Origin of the sequence: Oceanobacillus sp. M65 (assembly GCF_052246275.1) — a bacterium.
Classification (GTDB): Bacteria; Bacillota; Bacilli; order Bacillales; family Amphibacillaceae; genus Oceanobacillus_B; species Oceanobacillus_B jordanicus.
This window is the reverse complement of the sequence record NZ_JBQQCJ010000002.1, coordinates 524,782-542,957: the sequence shown is the minus strand read 5'-3', so window position 1 is coordinate 542,957 and position 18,176 is coordinate 524,782. Positions and strand designations below refer to the sequence as shown.

The 18,176-nt window shown below is 39.9% G+C and carries 15 protein-coding genes; 13 read left to right on the top strand and 2 right to left on the bottom strand.

Annotation, left to right across the window (positions count from 1 at the left end):
* Together folE2 and plsY are read right to left on the bottom strand one after the other, a co-directional pair.
* Positions 1–936, bottom strand: a complete 936-nt coding sequence (folE2, locus tag ACTWPF_RS10360) for a GTP cyclohydrolase FolE2 (RefSeq protein WP_238019079.1) — start codon at positions 934–936, stop codon at positions 1–3.
* Between the two features lie 80 nt (positions 937–1,016).
* Entirely contained in the window at positions 1,017–1,598 is a 582-nt protein-coding gene (plsY, locus tag ACTWPF_RS10355; protein ID WP_106896741.1) for a glycerol-3-phosphate 1-O-acyltransferase PlsY, read from the bottom strand.
* 193 nt (positions 1,599–1,791) lie between these two features.
* Here plsY and ACTWPF_RS10350 point away from each other — a divergent pair, with 193 nt between their 5' ends.
* The 13 genes from ACTWPF_RS10350 (at position 1,792) to ACTWPF_RS10290 (ending at position 18,152) form a co-directional block, all read left to right on the top strand.
* On the top strand, positions 1,792–2,862 hold the full coding sequence (locus ACTWPF_RS10350; protein WP_443149122.1) for an ATP-binding cassette domain-containing protein: 1,071 nt from the start codon (positions 1,792–1,794) through the stop codon (positions 2,860–2,862).
* Positions 2,862–4,388, top strand: coding sequence for an ABC transporter permease/substrate-binding protein (locus tag ACTWPF_RS10345; RefSeq protein ID WP_443149121.1), 1,527 nt, complete (start codon positions 2,862–2,864; stop codon positions 4,386–4,388). The genes ACTWPF_RS10350 and ACTWPF_RS10345 overlap by 1 nt, the downstream gene beginning before the upstream one ends.
* A gap of 13 nt (positions 4,389–4,401) precedes the next feature.
* Positions 4,402–4,821 carry a CoA-binding protein gene (locus ACTWPF_RS10340; RefSeq protein ID WP_161465093.1) on the top strand — a complete coding sequence of 140 codons (420 nt, stop codon included), beginning with the start codon at positions 4,402–4,404 and terminating at the stop codon, positions 4,819–4,821.
* 284 nt (positions 4,822–5,105) lie between these two features.
* Positions 5,106–7,064 (top strand): DNA topoisomerase IV subunit B, encoded by a 1,959-nt coding sequence (parE, locus tag ACTWPF_RS10335; protein ID WP_443149120.1) that lies wholly within the window; start codon positions 5,106–5,108, stop codon positions 7,062–7,064.
* Positions 7,065–7,092: 28 nt separating this feature from the next.
* Positions 7,093–9,543, top strand: coding sequence for a DNA topoisomerase IV subunit A (gene parC / locus ACTWPF_RS10330; RefSeq protein WP_443149119.1), 2,451 nt, complete (start codon positions 7,093–7,095; stop codon positions 9,541–9,543).
* Positions 9,544–9,817: 274 nt separating this feature from the next.
* Positions 9,818–10,423 (top strand): TetR/AcrR family transcriptional regulator, encoded by a 606-nt coding sequence (locus tag ACTWPF_RS10325; protein ID WP_443149252.1) that lies wholly within the window; start codon positions 9,818–9,820, stop codon positions 10,421–10,423.
* 75 nt (positions 10,424–10,498) lie between these two features.
* On the top strand, positions 10,499–11,641 hold the full coding sequence (locus ACTWPF_RS10320; protein ID WP_443149118.1) for an acyl-CoA dehydrogenase family protein: 1,143 nt from the start codon (positions 10,499–10,501) through the stop codon (positions 11,639–11,641).
* Positions 11,642–11,667: 26 nt separating this feature from the next.
* Complete coding sequence (locus ACTWPF_RS10315) at positions 11,668–13,317, top strand: AMP-binding protein (RefSeq protein ID WP_443149117.1); 1,650 nt, start codon at positions 11,668–11,670, stop codon at positions 13,315–13,317.
* Positions 13,314–14,669, top strand: a complete 1,356-nt coding sequence (locus ACTWPF_RS10310; protein ID WP_443149116.1) for an acetyl-CoA carboxylase biotin carboxylase subunit — start codon at positions 13,314–13,316, stop codon at positions 14,667–14,669. Before ACTWPF_RS10315 ends, ACTWPF_RS10310 begins: the two co-directional genes overlap by 4 nt.
* 13 nt (positions 14,670–14,682) lie before the next feature.
* The gene (locus ACTWPF_RS10305; protein WP_106896750.1) at positions 14,683–14,892 is read left to right on the top strand and encodes an acetyl-CoA carboxylase biotin carboxyl carrier protein subunit; all 210 of its coding nucleotides are present in this window, start codon (positions 14,683–14,685) and stop codon (positions 14,890–14,892) included.
* A gap of 23 nt (positions 14,893–14,915) precedes the next feature.
* Positions 14,916–15,809: a hydroxymethylglutaryl-CoA lyase gene (locus ACTWPF_RS10300; protein WP_443149115.1), complete on the top strand. Its 894-nt coding sequence runs from the start codon at positions 14,916–14,918 to the stop codon at positions 15,807–15,809.
* Between the two features lie 14 nt (positions 15,810–15,823).
* The gene (locus tag ACTWPF_RS10295; RefSeq protein ID WP_238019060.1) at positions 15,824–16,603 is read left to right on the top strand and encodes an enoyl-CoA hydratase; all 780 of its coding nucleotides are present in this window, start codon (positions 15,824–15,826) and stop codon (positions 16,601–16,603) included.
* 19 nt (positions 16,604–16,622) lie between these two features.
* The gene (locus tag ACTWPF_RS10290; RefSeq protein WP_106896753.1) at positions 16,623–18,152 is read left to right on the top strand and encodes an acyl-CoA carboxylase subunit beta; all 1,530 of its coding nucleotides are present in this window, start codon (positions 16,623–16,625) and stop codon (positions 18,150–18,152) included.
* The last annotated feature ends 24 nt before the right edge of the window (positions 18,153–18,176 follow it).

Sequence of the window (18,176 nt, the reverse complement as noted above, 5' to 3'; positions counted from 1 at the left end):
TTACCCGAGATTCTCAGTGCGCTTATCATACGTAACAGAAGCAATGGCATCATGCATATGGATAGACTCTTCATTTCGACAAGCAACTCGGAATTTATCAACCATATCCATTTCATATAAGTCAGCTGCAACGAGACGAACCATATCTTCAACAAAGCGTGGGTTTTCATAAGCTTGTTCCGTTACCATTTTTTCATCTGGTCGCTTAAGCACTGGGTGAATCCTTGCACTAGCATTACTTTCTGCCGCTTCTAAGAGCATTGTTTTCCAGTCCATCTCTGCTTGAACTGCTCCTTCGTTTAGTTCCACCTCTATTGATACAACACCTCTTTGGTTATGTGCGCTGTATTCACTAATTTCTTTGGAACATGGACAAAGTGTAGTAATTAAAGCCGATAAAGAAGCGGAGAGGGTATAACCTGTTTGATAGTCATAGATCACTTTCATGGTTATATCCGTGTGATTTAATCCTGCGAGATCACTTTGAGGGCCACGCCGTTCAAAGAACCAAGGGAATTGCAACTCAATTGTCGCATCTTGTTGATCGAGTCGGTCTGCTAATTCTTTTGTAAATGTTTTTAATATTTGCCAATCAGCTTGGAAGACACCTTGTCTGTAATAGGTACTAAGCTGTTCTGTAAAGCGACTCATATTTGTCCCTTTACTAGTGCTTTTCAAGCTAGTTGAAAAGGAAATGTTGGCTATACTGGATTGGACTTTAGGGTCCAGGTCACCAGTAACAGAAACAGGATGTTTTACATTTGAAATCCCTACAGCATCTAGATCAAAAAGAAAATCTTTTTTTGTATTTTGCAAGTCAGCCATCTGACTTTTTTCAATGGGTTTTGTTCTCGGAACTGGTAATACTGAACCGAATAATTTATGTCGTTCTGCCTTGGATGGCAGTTGTTTTAGTGGGAAGAATTTCGTATTCACGACGCAGTCCCCTTTCTATTCATGTATAAACAAGTATACGTGAGCACCTTTTAATATTCAATTTATTGGTTTTGATGAAATTACATCCACGTAATCTTCGGTTCGGTCTTTTCTCTAATCCGCTTAATATTAGCTTTGTGTCGGTAAGTTACAAATAGCATGAGCAGGGCAGTTACGATAATAAGTCCGGTATCTTGAAAAAGAAAGGAAGCAATAACTGCAACAAACCCCGTGATAATAGAGGATAATGAAACATACTTCGACAAATAAAGACTGACTAAAAAAGTACTTATCGTAATGACAAATAATAATGGATTAATCCCTAAAATTATTCCGCCAGAAGTAGCGACTGCTTTTCCGCCTTTAAATTTAGCAAATAGTGGATAGGTATGTCCAATTACTGCAAATAAGCCGATTATCAATCGATAAACATCCGCGTCAAAAAGAAGGGGGATTAATGTAGCGGTAGTTCCTTTAAGAATATCTGTAACGATTACGATACTCCCAGCCTTGAATCCAAGCACACGAAATGTATTGGTTGCACCAAGATTTCCGCTTCCATGTTCGCGTATATCCAGGTTGTAACCCAGCTTTCCAACAATTAGTGCTGTTGGAATAGAACCCAATAAATAAGCAACAATAGCGAATATAATATATTCCATCATGATTCCTACTTTCCGATTAGTATGTAGCAAAAAAATTCTATTTACATTCTAGCACGAAGTAAGTGGGGAAAGAACCATTTTTATTATTTTAAAGAGAAACATTCCAGTTGAAGTTTTTATTCAACAAAGATAGGGTAAGGTTTTAAGAAATTGAAAATGGTTTGTGTATATTGCTAAGGGGGAACAAGAGATGATTGAATTTGATAAAGTAAAAAAGATCTACCCAGATGGAACGGAGGCTATACGTGAGTTCTCTTTGAAGGTACAAGCCGGTGAAATCGTAACGTTAATCGGACCGAGCGGCTGCGGTAAAACTACAGCCATGAAAATGGTAAATCGATTAATCGAACCAACGGCAGGTGACATCTACATAAATGAAAAGAAAGTAAATTCATACAACATACATGAACTTCGCTGGAATATTGGTTATGTTCTACAGGAAATTGCATTATTTCCGCACATGACGATAGGAGAAAATATATCCGTTGTGCCCGAAATGAAAAAGTGGAAAGGAAAAAAAGTAAAAAAGAGAATCGATGAATTATTGGAGATGGTGGGATTAGACCCTACCACTTATCAAAAACGCATGCCTAGAGAACTATCAGGTGGCCAACAACAACGGATCGGCGTTGTTCGTGCTTTGGCGGCTGACCCAGATATTATTCTAATGGATGAACCATTTAGTGCCCTTGACCCGATCAGCAGGGAGCAACTCCAGACAGACATAAAGACATTGCAAAAGGAAATAAAGAAGACCATTCTCTTTGTTACCCATGATATGGATGAAGCGATGGCGCTTGGTGATAGAGTGTGTTTAATGAAGGATGGCGAAATCGTACAATTGGACACACCACAGCAGCTCATTTTAAACCCCAAAACAGAGTTTGTGAAGAACTTTATTGGGGAAAGAAAATCACCTTGGCAAACAGCTGTCGACGTCATTTGCGATCAATTATCAAGTCACGTTCTTACAAAAGAAGCATTTGAACAAGGAAATTTTGATCAAAACGCTACCTATATTGTTACAGATAGAAACAACATGTTTGAAGGGGTGGTCAGTATGGGTGCTATTAAGCCTGAAATTTTGACTTTAGAGAATGATCTCCCACTTTATAAGGCTGCCGCTTTAATACAACAACACGATAACCAACAGTTATTCCCTGTCATTAAACAAGGGAAGCTAATTGGGGTATTAAGTAATAAAAAAATTGTTGAATACCTAAGAAGTAAAACAACCCTTGAAAACGGGGTGATTCAGTAATGCAGGAGTTTATTAACGTTTTCCAGGATAGAAGAGGACAATTGTTAGAGACGATATGGGAACATTTACAGATTTCCCTATTGAGCTTAGTTATTGCAATTATAATAGCCGTTCCACTTGGACTCATTCTCACAAGATCTCCCCGAGTTGCTGAGCCAATAATAGGAATATCTGCAGTAATGCAGACCATACCTAGTCTGGCAGTATTAGCATTCCTAATTCCGTTTTTGGGCATAGGTAAAGTACCTGCTATCATTGCGCTGACTGCATATGGTTTGCTCCCGATATTGCGGAACAGCTACACGGGAATTATCGGGGTCGACCCTGCGCTGAAAGAGGCAGCTGTCGGTATGGGGATGAACTCGTTTAAACGACTTTCTAAAGTAGAGCTACCAATTGCCATGCCGGTAATTATGGCTGGGATACGTACGTCTATGGTACTAATCGTCGGTACCACGACAATTGCAGCACTAATTGGAGCAGGTGGACTTGGCGAACTGATTCTTTTAGGAATTGATCGAGGAGCAGATATCAATCTAATCCTACTTGGGGCGATACCGGCAGCTTTACTGGCTATTATACTTGATTTAATTCTTCGCGGATTTGAACGTATTTCAAAAAGAGCTGGTTTTAAATCATTTGTTGTCATGTTACTGATAGCTGTGCTTGTGGTTACATCCCCGTTTATATTTAACAACTCTCAAAGAGCAGATCTCATAATTGGCGGAAAACTCGGATCTGAACCAGCCATACTAGCAAATATGTACAAGTTGTTGATTGAAGAAGGTACTGATTTAAATGTTGAGTTGGAAACAGGGCTTGGGAAAACATCCTTTGTGTTTAGTGCTTTAGATAAAGGAAGTATTGATATCTACCCAGAATTTACTGGAACAGCAATTGTGACACTTATGGAAGAAGAAGCGGAAAGCAATGATGCGAAAGAAGTCTACGAACAGGCTAAAACTGGTATGGATAAGAGATACGATATGGCTTTACTACAGCCGATGGCTTTTAATAATACGTATGCTGTGGCAACTACAGAGGAACTTGCTGATCAATACAATTTAGAGGCGATTGGAGACTTGCAGGCGGTAGAGGATGAAGTGACGGCAGGTTTTACGTTAGAATTTAATGACCGCTACGATGGATATGTTGGCATGCAGGATGTCTATAACCTGGATATCAGTAATATCCGTACAATGGAACCAGGAATAAGGCAGGACGCCTTGGCAAATGGTGAGGTTGATATCATAGACGCTTATGCCACAGATAGCTATATGGTAGAATTAAATCTTGTCACATTAGATGACCCAGAAAATCTTTTTCCGCCATATCAAGGTGCTCCATTATTGCGTAATGAAACAATGGAGGAGTATCCTGAACTTAAAGATATTCTTAATCAACTTGGTGGAAAGATCACAGATGAACAAATGCGCCAGATGAACTATGAAGTGGATTATGAAGACCGTTCTCCAAAGGAAGTAGCGGAGGAATTTCTACAAGATGAAGGTTTGTTAGATAATTAGGGAGGTATTCATCATGACATGGGAAAATCCGTCGAATGAACAATTAAAACAACTATTAACAGATGCAAAGACAATCGCAGTGGTCGGGCTTTCTGACAAACCCGAAAGAACGTCCTACCAAATTTCGGAGGCTATGCAAAAACAAGGCTATCGAATCATCCCCGTTAATCCAACAGTGGATGAGGTTTTAGGAGAGAAGTCGTATTCTTCTTTGCAGGACGTACCAGATGATGTTGACATTATTAATGTATTTAGGAGACCAGAACATCTGCCAGCTATAGCAGAAGAAGCGGCACAAACAAACTGCAAGGTTTTTTGGGCACAACAAGGAATAGTTAATCAAGAAGCCTACGATTTTCTTAAAGAAAAAGACTTTACAGTAATAATGGACCTTTGTATAAAGGTAGTTCATGCCGTACTGGTAAAAGGATAGATTGCATGGGATGGTATCAGAGAATACCATCCTTTTTGCTGTTTTTTTAGCCGATTTAGCTGGACTAGAGAAGGTTTGACACTATGGTTCACCTATACAAGCTGATTTCTTTTATAGTATACTTAATTACATGTCTACAAATAGAGGGAGCCTTAGGTGGCCGGTAATCAATTTTATATGCGCATTTTTGAATATGTTTATAGTCTTTACAAAAGTAAAACGTTTGTTCTATTATAATACATACATGTGTGGAAAGAGCGGGTTTTAGAAAGGAGTTAAATATTTTGACTAAGCAACCATTACAATATAGTGATGATTCGATACAAGTGCTTGAAGGACTAGAAGCTGTCCGAAAAAGGCCTGGTATGTATATCGGTAGCACGGATACTAGAGGGTTACATCATTTAGTATTTGAAATTGTCGATAATGCAGTAGACGAGGCACTCGCCGGTTATGGTAATAATATTAAAGTGACGATACATAAAGACAACAGTATATCTGTCACAGATAATGGACGAGGCATCCCAACTGGAATGCATAGCACAGGCAGACCAACAATAGAAGTAATATTTACTGTTTTACATGCGGGTGGTAAATTTGGCCAAGGTGGATATAAAACAAGTGGGGGACTTCACGGTGTAGGAGCGTCAGTAGTAAACGCACTGTCAGAATGGATTGATGTAACGACTCACCGGGAAGGCTTTACATACTACCAGCGTTTTGAAAATGGTGGAAAGCCTGTGGGGTCAGTTGAAAAGAAAGGTCCTACCAAGAAAAAAGGCTCTACCATTCATTTCAAACCAGACCCTAGCATATTTTCTGTTACAGTATATGACTATGAAACATTATCTGAGCGCCTTCGTGAGGCAGCCTTTTTACTAAAAGGATTAACAATTCAATTAGATGATCACCGCCACGATACTACTGAAGTGTTCGAATATCCAGACGGCCTTGAGTCGTTTGTTAGTTATTTGAATGAAGAAAAGGATACACTACATCAAGTTGTTTCCTTTGAGGGAGTACAACAGAACATTGAAGTGGACTTTGCATTTCAATTTAATGATGGGTACGCAGAAAGTATGCTTTCGTTTGTTAACCATGTGCGCACAAGAGACGGCGGAACGCACGAATCTGGAGCACGTGCCGCAATTACAAGGACTTTTAATGAATATGCAAGAAGAAATGGACTTTTAAAAGAAAAAGAGAAAAATTTAGAAGGTACGGACATTAGAGAAGGTTTTACAGCAGTTGTATCCGTACGTGTTCCCGAAGAAATGCTTCAATTTGAAGGACAGACAAAGGGGAAATTGGGTACTTCTGAGGCACGCTCAGCAGTTGATGGTGTTATATCAGAAAAACTAGCTTACTTTCTTCAAGAAAACCCTGATGTTTCAGGACAACTTATTAGAAAGTCTATTAAGGCAAAGGAAGCTCGCGAAGCAGCGAGAAAAGCCAGAGATGAAGCACGTTCTGGTAAGAAAAAGCGCAGAAAAGATACACTATTAAGTGGAAAGCTAACACCAGCCCAGTCGAAAAATCCAAAGCGGAACGAGTTATACTTGGTGGAGGGTGATTCAGCTGGTGGCTCTGCAAAGCAGGGAAGAGATCGTAAGTTTCAGGCTGTTCTACCATTGCGGGGTAAAGTCATCAATACAGAGAAGGCAAAGCTGCAGGATGTCTTTAAAAACGAAGAGATTTCCACGATTATCCATACAATTGGCGCAGGCGTGGGCGGCGACTTCGATTTGGAAGATGTGCAATATGATAAAATCGTTATCATGACAGATGCTGATACAGATGGCGCCCATATACAAGTATTACTGCTTACTTTTTTCTATCGTTATATGCGTCAGCTAGTTGAAGCAGGTAAAATTTATATAGCGCTACCACCATTGTTTAAAATCTCAAAGGGTAAAGGAAAAAAAGAAAAGATTGTTTACGCTTGGGATGAAGCGGAAATGAAAAAAGCGGTAGCTGAATTCAAAAATGGTTATATGATCCAGCGATATAAAGGGCTTGGGGAAATGAATGCCGATCAATTATGGGAAACGACAATGAACCCGGATACGCGTACGCTTATTAGGGTAACGCTTGAAGATCTTGCTAGAGCAGAGCGTCGAGTCACTACTCTGATGGGCGATAAAGTGGAACCAAGGAGAAAATGGATAGAAGGCCATGTAGAATTTGGTCTTCAAGAAGATTCCAACATTCTAGAAAATGAACGGATACATGAGGAAAGCTAATGTTTTAAAGAAATAGGGGGGACTTCATTTGTCACAACCAGAAACATTCCTAGACCTTCCATTAGAAGAAGTAATTGGCGACAGATTTGGAAGGTACAGTAAATATATTATTCAAGATAGGGCATTACCTGATGCCCGGGATGGTTTGAAACCAGTACAGCGAAGAATTTTGTATGCCATGCATGTAGAAAAAAATACGTACGAGAAAAACTTTCGTAAATCTGCCAAAACGGTTGGTACAGTAATTGGTAACTATCATCCACATGGTGATTCTTCTGTGTATGAAGCAATGGTGCGACTGAGTCAGGATTGGAAGATTCGTAATGTGCTTGTTGAAATGCATGGAAATAACGGGAGTATCGATGGTGACCCACCAGCTGCAATGAGATATACGGAGGCAAGGCTTTCTAGTATTTCCTCCGAACTGTTACGAGATATTGATAAGGAAACCGTAGATTTCATACCTAACTTTGACGATACGATCCAAGAGCCTGTAGTCTTGCCTGCTAAATTTCCTAACCTTTTAGTTAACGGATCTACAGGGATTTCTGCTGGTTATGCAACCGACATACCACCACATAACCTCTCTGAAGTGATTGATGCTGTCATTATGAAGATTGACAAACCAGAGGTGTCAGTTGAAAAATTAATGCAGGTGATGCAAGGACCAGATTTTCCAACAGGGGGAATTATTCAGGGAGTTGAAGGGATAAAAAAAGCCTACGAAACTGGTAGAGGAAAGATCATTGTTCGTGGTAAGACATCGATTGAAGAAGTCCGCGGAAACAGGCAACAAATTGTGATTGATGAAATACCATATGAAGTGAATAAGGCAAATATGGTGAAGAAAATGGATGAGCTACGCATCGACCGAAAAGTTGAAGGAATAGCCGAAGTACGTGACGAAACGGATCGAACTGGCTTACGCGTAGTAGTAGAGCTCAAAAAGGATGTTAACAGTGAAGGAATTTTAAACTTCCTCTTTAAAAATACAGATTTACAAGTTACCTATCATTTCAATATGGTGGCTATACAGGATAAAACACCGAAGCTTCTTTCGTTACCGCAAATGCTTGATGCCTATATAGAACATCAAAAAGAAGTTGTAACAAGACAGACCAATTACGATTTGCGGAAAGCAAAGGATAGAGCGCACATTGTGGAAGGTCTGATTAAGGCAATCTCAATTTTGGATGAGCTGATAGCAACAATTCGCGCTTCTAAGGACAAGCAAGATGCCAAAAAGCGCATTATTGCTAGCTATGATTTCTCCGAGGCTCAAGCAGAAGCGATTGTAATGCTACAGTTATATCGATTAACAAATACAGATATAACATCACTTGAAAAAGAAGCAGCTGAATTGCGCAAAAATATAACAGATCTGGAAGCTATCCTGCAAAGTGATAGAAAACTTCTTCAGACCATTAAGAAAGATTTAAAACAAATTAAAAAAACCTTTTATACTCCGCGCAGAACTGTGATAGAGGATAAAATTGAAGAACTGAAGATAAATATAGAAGTAATGGTAGCAAGCGAAGATGTACTTGTGTCTGTCTCGAAAGATGGCTATATAAAAAGAACAAGTCTCCGTTCTTATGGTGCTTCAAATGGGGATGATTTAGCAATTAAAGAGGAAGACCACTTAATAGGTCTAGTCGAGCTAAATACGACCGATAAAGTACTTCTATTTACCAATAAAGGAAAGTACCTGCCAATCCCTGTACACGAGCTACCAGATATACGGTGGAAAGATATTGGACAGCATATTTCCAATTTCGCGTCGATTGATAAAGATGAGCGTATTATCCAAGTCCTACCTATTCGGGAATTTTCTGATAAGCATTTCCTCCTCTTCTTTACTAAGAATGGGATGATTAAACGTAGTGAACTTGCATTATATGACTCGCAGCGTTTCTCTAAAGCACTGATTGCATTAAATTTAAAAAAAGGCGACGAAGTTGTGAATGTTTACCAGACAGACGGACATGCTGATATATTCCTGGCATCTAACAAAGGATATGGACTCTGGTATCATGAATCAGAAGTAACGATTGTAGGACAGCGTGCTGCAGGAGTTAAAGCGATTCAGCTAAAAGAAGAAGAATATGTCGTAAATGGCCAGATTTTTAATGATATGAGCGCACCATCATTAGCGATTATTACCCAGCGCGGTGCATGCAAACGCATGAAACTACAGGAATTTGAAAAGACCAGTAGGGCCAAACGCGGATTGCTTATGCTCAGGGAGCTAAAAAGCAAACCGCATCGAATACAAGGCTTCTTTGTAGTGAATGACAACGATACTATTTGTTACAATACTGCAAATGGGGAAACCCATAGTATTTATCCACTTGCACTTTCTACAAGTGATCGTTACAGTAATGGCTCTTTTGTTATTGATGCCGATCATGACGGGGAAGTTGTAGCAGCATGGAAGCAAGCTGAATATATCAAACCATTTGAAGATATGAACGACTAATTATAGAAGAACGACGATTTATACGTTCGAAGTCTTCTTTAAGACGATTAGGTAGTAAGGCTTGAGATGACTTCCTTCACTACCGTAAATGTTTTGAACACTAAATAAGCTATGCGCCGAACAAACTTGGTAAACTGGTATCAGTTTACACATATTTGTTCGGCGTTTGTTTTATTCAAGCTTTCTTGTCAAAGTTAATCTTCACACTAATGAAAACGCTTTCTATTATCAGAAAAGTATGCTAAAGTATATGTATTAAGAGAAAGGAGGGGTCATAACGGGGCTACGTCAAAGAATAATCCAATCATCCCTGCTCTTATTTGAACAAAATGGATTTCATGGTGTAACGGTCAAACAAATTGTGGAAAACGTCGGGACATCAAAGGGTGGTTTTTATCATCATTTTTCATCAAAGGATGAGTTGTTGTTTGTAATTCATGACACTTTTATATCGTATGTTTTGGAAAAAGCATCCGTAGCAAACGCCATACATACCTCACCAACCCTTAAGCTTCGTGCTATCATCAAAGATTTTGTAAAGGTGTTTGATCTTTACAAACCACATATTTCTGTGTTCTATCAAGAGAACATCTATTTAAAGCCACATTATGCTAAGCTTATCAATGAAAAACGTGACACATATAAAAAAATGATTATGCAAGCCATAAAAGATGGAAAGAAAGCGGGAGAATTTCGTCAAGATCTCTCCGTGGAAATTACAAGTATGGCCATATTAGGAATGGTTAATTGGACATACAAATGGTATAAACAGTCAGGGGAAAAGTCGATTAATGAAATCGGAGATATTTTCGTTGATCTAATCTTACGAGCAGTATTAGAAAAAGAAAGTGAAAAAGTTTCTTTAGAAAAAGTGTTTTAAATATGTGGTTATTCGCATACTTTTTTAATAGCGTGAACAGACCAACCAGTCGGTCTGACTTAAGGGAGGTATACTATGAACTTTGAACTTACCAAGGAACAATTAATGATTAAGAAAATGGTTAAAGATTTCGCTGATGAGGTTATCCAGCCAAGAGCCATCGAAATTGACGAAGAGGCTGCCTTTCCCGTCGATATCTTTGAGCAAATGGGAAAACTCGGATTGCTCGGTATCCCTTTTCCTGAGGAGATAGGCGGTTCTGGTGGCGACACTCTTTCTTACGCTCTTGCAGTTGAAGAAATCGGGCGAGTTTGTGGTAGTACTGGGCTAAGCTATGCAGCAGCGGTATCTTTGGGTGCAAGTCCTATCTATTATTTTGGAACAGAGAAACAAAAAGACACTTTTCTGAAACCGCTTGCAAGAGGGGAAGCACTTGGCTCCTTTGGTCTAACAGAGCCTAATGCAGGGTCAGATGCTGGTGGTACAAAAACAACTGCAGTTATGGATGGCGACGATTTTATTATAAATGGAGAGAAATGTTTTATCACAAATGCAAGCTTTGCTAAGACTCTTATCGTTACTGCTGTTACAGGCAAAAATGATAAAGGAAGAAATATTATCTCCGCAATTATTGTGCCTACTGATACGAAAGGCGTCTCCATTACAAGTGAATACAAAAAAATGGGAGTTAGAGGTTCAGATACTGCGGAAATTGTGCTAACGGATGTACGAGTTCCAAGAGCTAACTTGCTTGGTGATCCGAATAAAGGATTTAATCAATTCTTGTACACCCTTGATGGGGGCAGAATATCGATTGCTGCTCTTGGAGTAGGGATTGCACAGGGGGCTTTGGATAAAGCCTTAAGCTACGCAAAAGAGAGGAAACAATTTGGAAAGTCGATATCCAAGTTCCAGGCTATTCAATTTAAGTTGGCTGATATGGCGATGGAAATTGAATTAGCACGCAACATGGTTCATAAGGCTGCATGGTTAAAGGATAATAAGAAGGCGTTTAGTAAAGAAGCAGCTTATGCCAAGCTTTATGCAACCGAGACAGCCTTTAGGGCGGCAAATCAGGCTATTCAAATACATGGCGGTTATGGATATATGAGAGAGTATGAAGTGGAAAGATATTTGCGTGATGCAAAGTTATTGGAAATTGGGGAAGGCACCTCTGAGGTTCAACGCCTTGTCATTGCTAGACAACTAGGTTGCTAGATTAAAAAGTTGAGAGGAGAAAATTCATGGGGCTGATGTCATTAACAATTGGTGAACTATTGGAGAAACAAGTGAATGAAAATCCCCATCATGAGGCAGTTGTCTATCCAGAATTAAATTTTCGAAAAACGTATAAAGCGTTCAATGAAATGGTAAATGAAACAGCAAAAGGACTTATGTCTCTAGGAATAGAAAAAGGAGAGCATGTAGCAATATGGGCTGATAATAAACCAGAGTGGCTTATTTCCCAATTTGCCACAGCAAAAATAGGCGCGGTGCTTGTAACAGTGAATACAAACTACCAAGCAATGGAGCTTGATTATTTGCTGAAACAATCTGACACAAAGACGTTGATACTAGTACCATCCTTTAAAGGTACTTCCTATTTGGACATTTTGGAGAAGGTATGCCCAGAACTTCAGACAAGTGACAAAGGAAATGTTTATTCTGACAACCTTCCAAACTTGAAAAATATAATTGTTTTAGATAATAAGTCTCCAAATTATGCATATAACTGGCAGGAGGTTGTCAATGCAGGGCACGCTGTAAGCGAACAAAAGTTAAAGGATCGGAGTGGTTCACTAGACCCATTTGACGTCATAAATATGCAATATACGTCAGGCACTACCGGTTTTCCAAAAGGAGTTATGCTCACACACCATAATATAGTAAATAACGGTAATCAGATAGCGGATTGTATGAAATTAACTCCAGCTGATAGGTTATGTATTCCGGTGCCGTTTTTTCACTGTTTTGGTTGTGTACTCGGTATTTTGGCTGCAGTGTCTAAAGGAACGACAATGGTGTTACTTGAGCAGTTTGATCCTGTGGCAGTTTTAAAAGCTGTAGAATCCGAGAGATGTACTGCTTTGCATGGTGTACCAACCATGTTCATTGCAGAATTAAATCATCCTGAATTTGCTGATTATAATGTAACCTCTCTACGAACTGGTATTATGGCAGGCTCTACTTGCCCTATGGAAGTGATGACAAAGGTAATGGATAAAATGGGAGCAAAAGAAATAACCATTGCATATGGGCAAACAGAATCTTCTCCTGTAATTACCCAAACAAAAACAAGTGATCCGATTGAAAGAAAGGTCGGTACGGTAGGAAAGCCCCATCCTAATGTTGAAGTAAAAATTGTGATACCTGGGACTAGTGAAGAGCAAGAAAAAGGACTGACTGGTGAACTACTTACAAGAGGCTATCATGTTATGAAAGGTTATTATAAAAATCCAGAAGCTACCGCTGAAGCGATAGATCAAGATGGATGGCTTCATACAGGAGACTTAGCTATTCAGCAAGAGAATGGCTATTTGGAAATTACCGGTAGGATGAAAGATATGATCATCCGAGGCGGGGAAAATATTTACCCTCGTGAAATAGAGGAGTTTTTATACCAGCACCCAGCTGTTCTTGATGTGCAGGTTGTTGGGGTACCAGATGAGAAATATGGAGAAGAGGTGTTAGCCTCTATTATTCTAAAAGAAACAGAAATAATAACAGCAGAAGATATTCGTACTTATTGCAGGGGAAACATAGCTAGACATAAAATTCCGCAATTTGTTCAATTCGTTACCTCCTATCCAATGACAGCAAGTGGTAAAATACAAAAATATAAATTGAGAGAGGATGCAATGAAAAAACTTGAAGCAATAGGGGAGATACCATGATTAAAAAAATACTAATAGCAAACAGAGGGGAAATTGCTGCTAGAATAATTCGAACATGCAATAAGATGAACATTATGACAGTGGCAATATATTCAGAGGCTGACCAAAAAGCAGACTTTGTAGACATGGCAGATGAGAGTTATCTAATTGGCCCACCACGGGTAAACGAAAGCTACTTAAATGCAGATAAAATTATTTCTGTAGCAAAACAAGCGAATGTAGATGCCATTCACCCAGGCTATGGTTTTCTAAGTGAAAGTGATGTGTTTGCCGAGCAATGTGAGGAACAAGGTATTATTTTCATTGGTCCCCGTGCCTCTGTAATAAGAGAAATGGGGAGTAAAATTCTGGCGAGACAGCTAATGGAAAAAGCTGGCGTACCTACCATTCCAGGGACAAAGGATGCTCTCGGTACAACAGAAGAAGCATTAATAGCTGCACACGATATTGGATATCCCGTCATGCTAAAGGCGTCCGCTGGGGGTGGCGGGATTGGAATGCAAGTAGTTAATTCCGATGAGGAACTAATTGTTGCCTTTGAAAGCAATACAAAGCGTGCCAAAACCTTTTTTGGTAATGGTGACATGTTCATGGAAAAGAAAGTTGAAGATGCTCGACATATAGAAGTCCAGCTTCTCGCTGATAATACAGGAAACGTTCTTCATTTGTTTGAACGGGATTGTTCTATTCAACGCCGCAATCAAAAGGTAGTTGAAGAAGCGCCGTCTACCTTTATCACAGAGAAAACAAGGAACCAGATGACTGAAGCCGCAATAAATGCAGCTAGAGCGCTTGGGTATACCAATGCAGGAACAATCGAGTTTTTAGTAGATAGCAAGGAGAATTTTTATTTTCTGGAGATGAACACCCGTGTCCAAGTTGAGCACCCTGTCTCGGAGGAAATAACAGGAATTGATATTGTAGAAAAACAAATTTTAATTGCTGCTGGTGAACCCCTTGGCCTGTCACAAGAGGATATTGGGATCAATGGGCATGCCATCGAGGTACGTATTTATGCAGAAGATCCAGAGACATTTCTACCTTCGCCTGGTCATGTGAGTCAAGTGATATTCCCACAGGGTGAGCATATACGAAACGAACCAGCTATCACGGGAACATGTGATGTTACGCCATTTTATGATCCGATGATAGCAAAGTTGGTTGTCCACGGAACGGACAGACAGGATGCAATTTCCATACTAACAGAGGCTTTGCAAGCATATAAAGTGGAAGGTATAAAAACGAATCTACCAATGCTTAAACGCATTGCAGAAGATGAGACTTTTAAAAAAGGAAATGTAACCACCGCGTATATTCAGGAACACTATTTACCTATTATCAAAGCAAAATAAGGAGGACACAAAGATGGAATTAAAAGCAAGCATGGCAGGAAGTGTATGGAAAATAATTGTTGCACAAGGAGAGACGGTGAACGAAGGACAGGACGTAATTATTTTGGAATCAATGAAGATGGAAATCCCCATACCTGCAGAAAAATCAGGTACCTTAGCGAAATTAAACGTAGCTGAAGGGGACTTTGTGAATGAGGGAGATGTATTGGCGGTAATTGAATAAGCTGAATGTGAGGAGGGTTGTATATGAACTTTCCACCAAAAGTGACGGTTAAAGAAGTCGGTCCTAGGGATGGATTGCAAAATGAGAGTGCTTTCGTTTCGCTAGATGCAAAAGTGGAATGGATCAATATGCTTAGTGAGACCGGGGTTTCCTATATCGAAGTATCTTCCTTTGTTAGACCCGAATGGATACCACAGTTAAAGGATGCAACAGAGGTTGCAAAAAGGATTAAACGGCACCCTGGTGTTACGTATGCAGCTCTTGTCCCTAATCAAAGAGGACTGGAGCGGGCGTTAGAGGTAGACGTAGATGAAGTATGCGTTTTTATTTCAGCTAGTGAGACGCATAATCTAAAAAACGTAAATAAAACCATTGCAGATACAATCCCTATTGTGGAGAAAGTTGCTGAAGAAGCAAGGAAGAGTAATAAGCGAATTAGGGGCTATATTTCCACTGTTTTCGGCTGTCCCTATGAAGGAGAGACTTCTATTGATCAAGTTCTTTTTATTTGTGACAAGTTATTGGAAATGGGAGTCGAAGAGTTATCGATTGGAGACACAATTGGGATTGCGGATCCCCTACAGGTAGAAAATGTGACTAAATCCTTACTTAGCCACTTTTCAAGTGATCGTCTAGCCATGCATTTCCATGATACGAGAGGGACGGCACTAGCTAATGTCCTAACAGCAATGAATTTAGGTATTGCGAAATTTGACAGTGCAGTTGGAGGACTAGGCGGTTGTCCGTATGCAAAGGGGGCATCAGGTAATTTAGCAACGGAAGATCTTTTATATATGTTGCACCGAATGGGCATTCATACAGGCATTGATACGGAAAAAGTTAGAGAGGCAGCCACATATATTGCAAAGCATGTACCAGAACTATCAAGCCATCAAATGAAACTACTAAATAGCTGAATGGGAGGGTGTTTATGCGTGGTACAACATATCGACTACTAAACGATAGTATTGCGATTATTACACTAAATCGGCCAAATGCAGCGAATGCATTATCGAAAGTACTTCTTGATGAATTGAATGAATATATATACGAAATTAATCAATCCACTACTATTCGCTGCCTCATTATAACAGGGGCTGGAAACAAGGCTTTCTGTGCAGGTGCGGACCTAAAGGAACGCAAAGAGATGACAGAAGACCAAGTAGTGCAAGCAGTTCATTATATCGGCCAAACCATTACTGCATTGGAAAACGTTCGTATCCCCGTCATTGCGGCGATAAATGGTGCGGCATTTGGGGGCGGTCTAGAGCTAGCATTGGCCTGTGATATCAGAATAGCTAGTAATCAAACTAAAATAGGGCTGACAGAAACCACGCTGGCCATTATCCCGGGAGCTGGTGGAACACAACGCTTACCACGTTTAATTGGACCTGGTCAGGCAAAACGTTTAATTTATACAGGCAAACCGATTAGCACAGAGGAGGCATACACGCTTGGCTTAGTAGAGGAATTAACTAGCCCGGATGATGTAGTTGAAAGAGCAACAGAAATGGCAATCAAAATTGCATCTAACGGGCCTGTTGCCATGCGCCAGGCAAAGCTTGCGATTAATTCAGGACTTCAGACAGATCTTACTACTGGATTAAAATTAGAACACCTGGCATATAAGGAAACAATCCCTACAAAAGACCGGGTAGAAGGCCTTGCAGCATTTAAAGAGAAAAGAAAACCTATCTATAAAGGGAACTAGTTTACGCAGGAGGGCAGATATGAATTATAGAGATACGTTAAAACAAAAAGTTGAATCAATAAAAAGCGGTGGCAAGGAAAAATATCATAAACAAAACGAAGAAAAGGGAAAATTATTTGTCCGAGAGCGCCTCACATTACTCTTTGATGAAGATGTTAATATAGAAGACGCCTTTTTCGCCAATTGTATGGATGATACGCTCCCTTCAGATGGTGTGGTCACAGGAATTGGAAAAATTAACGGAGAAGCAGTTTGTGTAATGGCAAATGACTCTACAGTAAAAGCTGGTTCCTGGGGAAAACGGACTGTTGAAAAGATTCTCCGAATTCAAGAGACCGCTATGAAGCTTGAAATACCGATGTTTTATTTGGTAGATTCAGCTGGTGCTAGAATCACGGACCAAGTAGAGATGTTTCCAGGAAGAAGAGGAGCAGGTCGCATTTTCCATAATCAAATTAAGCTTTCTGGACGCGTGCCACAGGTTTGCTTATTATTTGGCCCATCAGCAGCAGGTGGAGCATACATCCCAGCATTTTGCGATATTGTTGTCATGGTGGATGGCAATGCTTCAATGTATTTGGGTTCACCTAGAATGGCAGAAAAGGTAATTGGAGAAAAGGTGAGTCTTGAAGAAATGGGTGGGGCCAACATGCATTGCAGTGTTTCGGGTGTAGGGGATGTATTAGTCCAGACTGAGCAAGAGGCCATTTCATTTTCTCAAAAATACTTAAGCTATTTTCCTACTAATTTTAGACAGAACCCAAAAGTAATGGAAGCAAGGGAAGCAAAATTCATAGAAAAGAGCGTTACGGATATCATTCCGGAAAACCAAAATGCTCCTTTTAATATGTATGACTTAATTGATAAGCTGATTGATGAAGAGAGCTTTTGTGAAATAAAGAAAAAATTTGCTCCTGAATTAATTACTGGTTTAGCTAGGATAAATGGGAAACCAATCGGGATTATTGCCAACCAACCTAAGGTAAAGGGCGGTGTTCTTTTTCCTGACTCAGCAGATAAATCAGCAAAATTTGTGCAGCTTTGTGATGCCTTCCATATCCCATTGTTATTTCTAGTAGATGTTCCTGGTTTTATGATTGGAACCAGAGTGGAGCGGGCAGGAATAATCCGACACGGGGCTAAAATGGTGGCAACAATGAGTGAAGCAACCGTCCCGAAAATTTCCGTTATTGTAAGAAAAGCTTATGGTGCAGGGTTATATGCGATGGCAGGCCCTGCATTTGAGCCGGATAGCTGTATCGCTTTACCAACAGCCCATATTGCTGTCATGGGTCCGGAGGCAGCAGTGAATGCGGTGTACGCAAACAAAATCGCAGAACTCCCTGAATCTGAAAGACCTGCTTTTATTAAGGAAAAGCAAGATGAGTATAAAGATAATATTGACATTTACCGGATGGCTTCAGAAATGGTTATCGATGCGGTAATTGATCCAGAACATCTAAGGGAAGAGCTGTCTAGTCGTTTCTCTCTTTATGAGACAAAAAATGTGACCTTTACGGAGAGGAAACATGGTGTTTATCCTGTATAGTTTAACGTTTTAACCAGAGGTGGA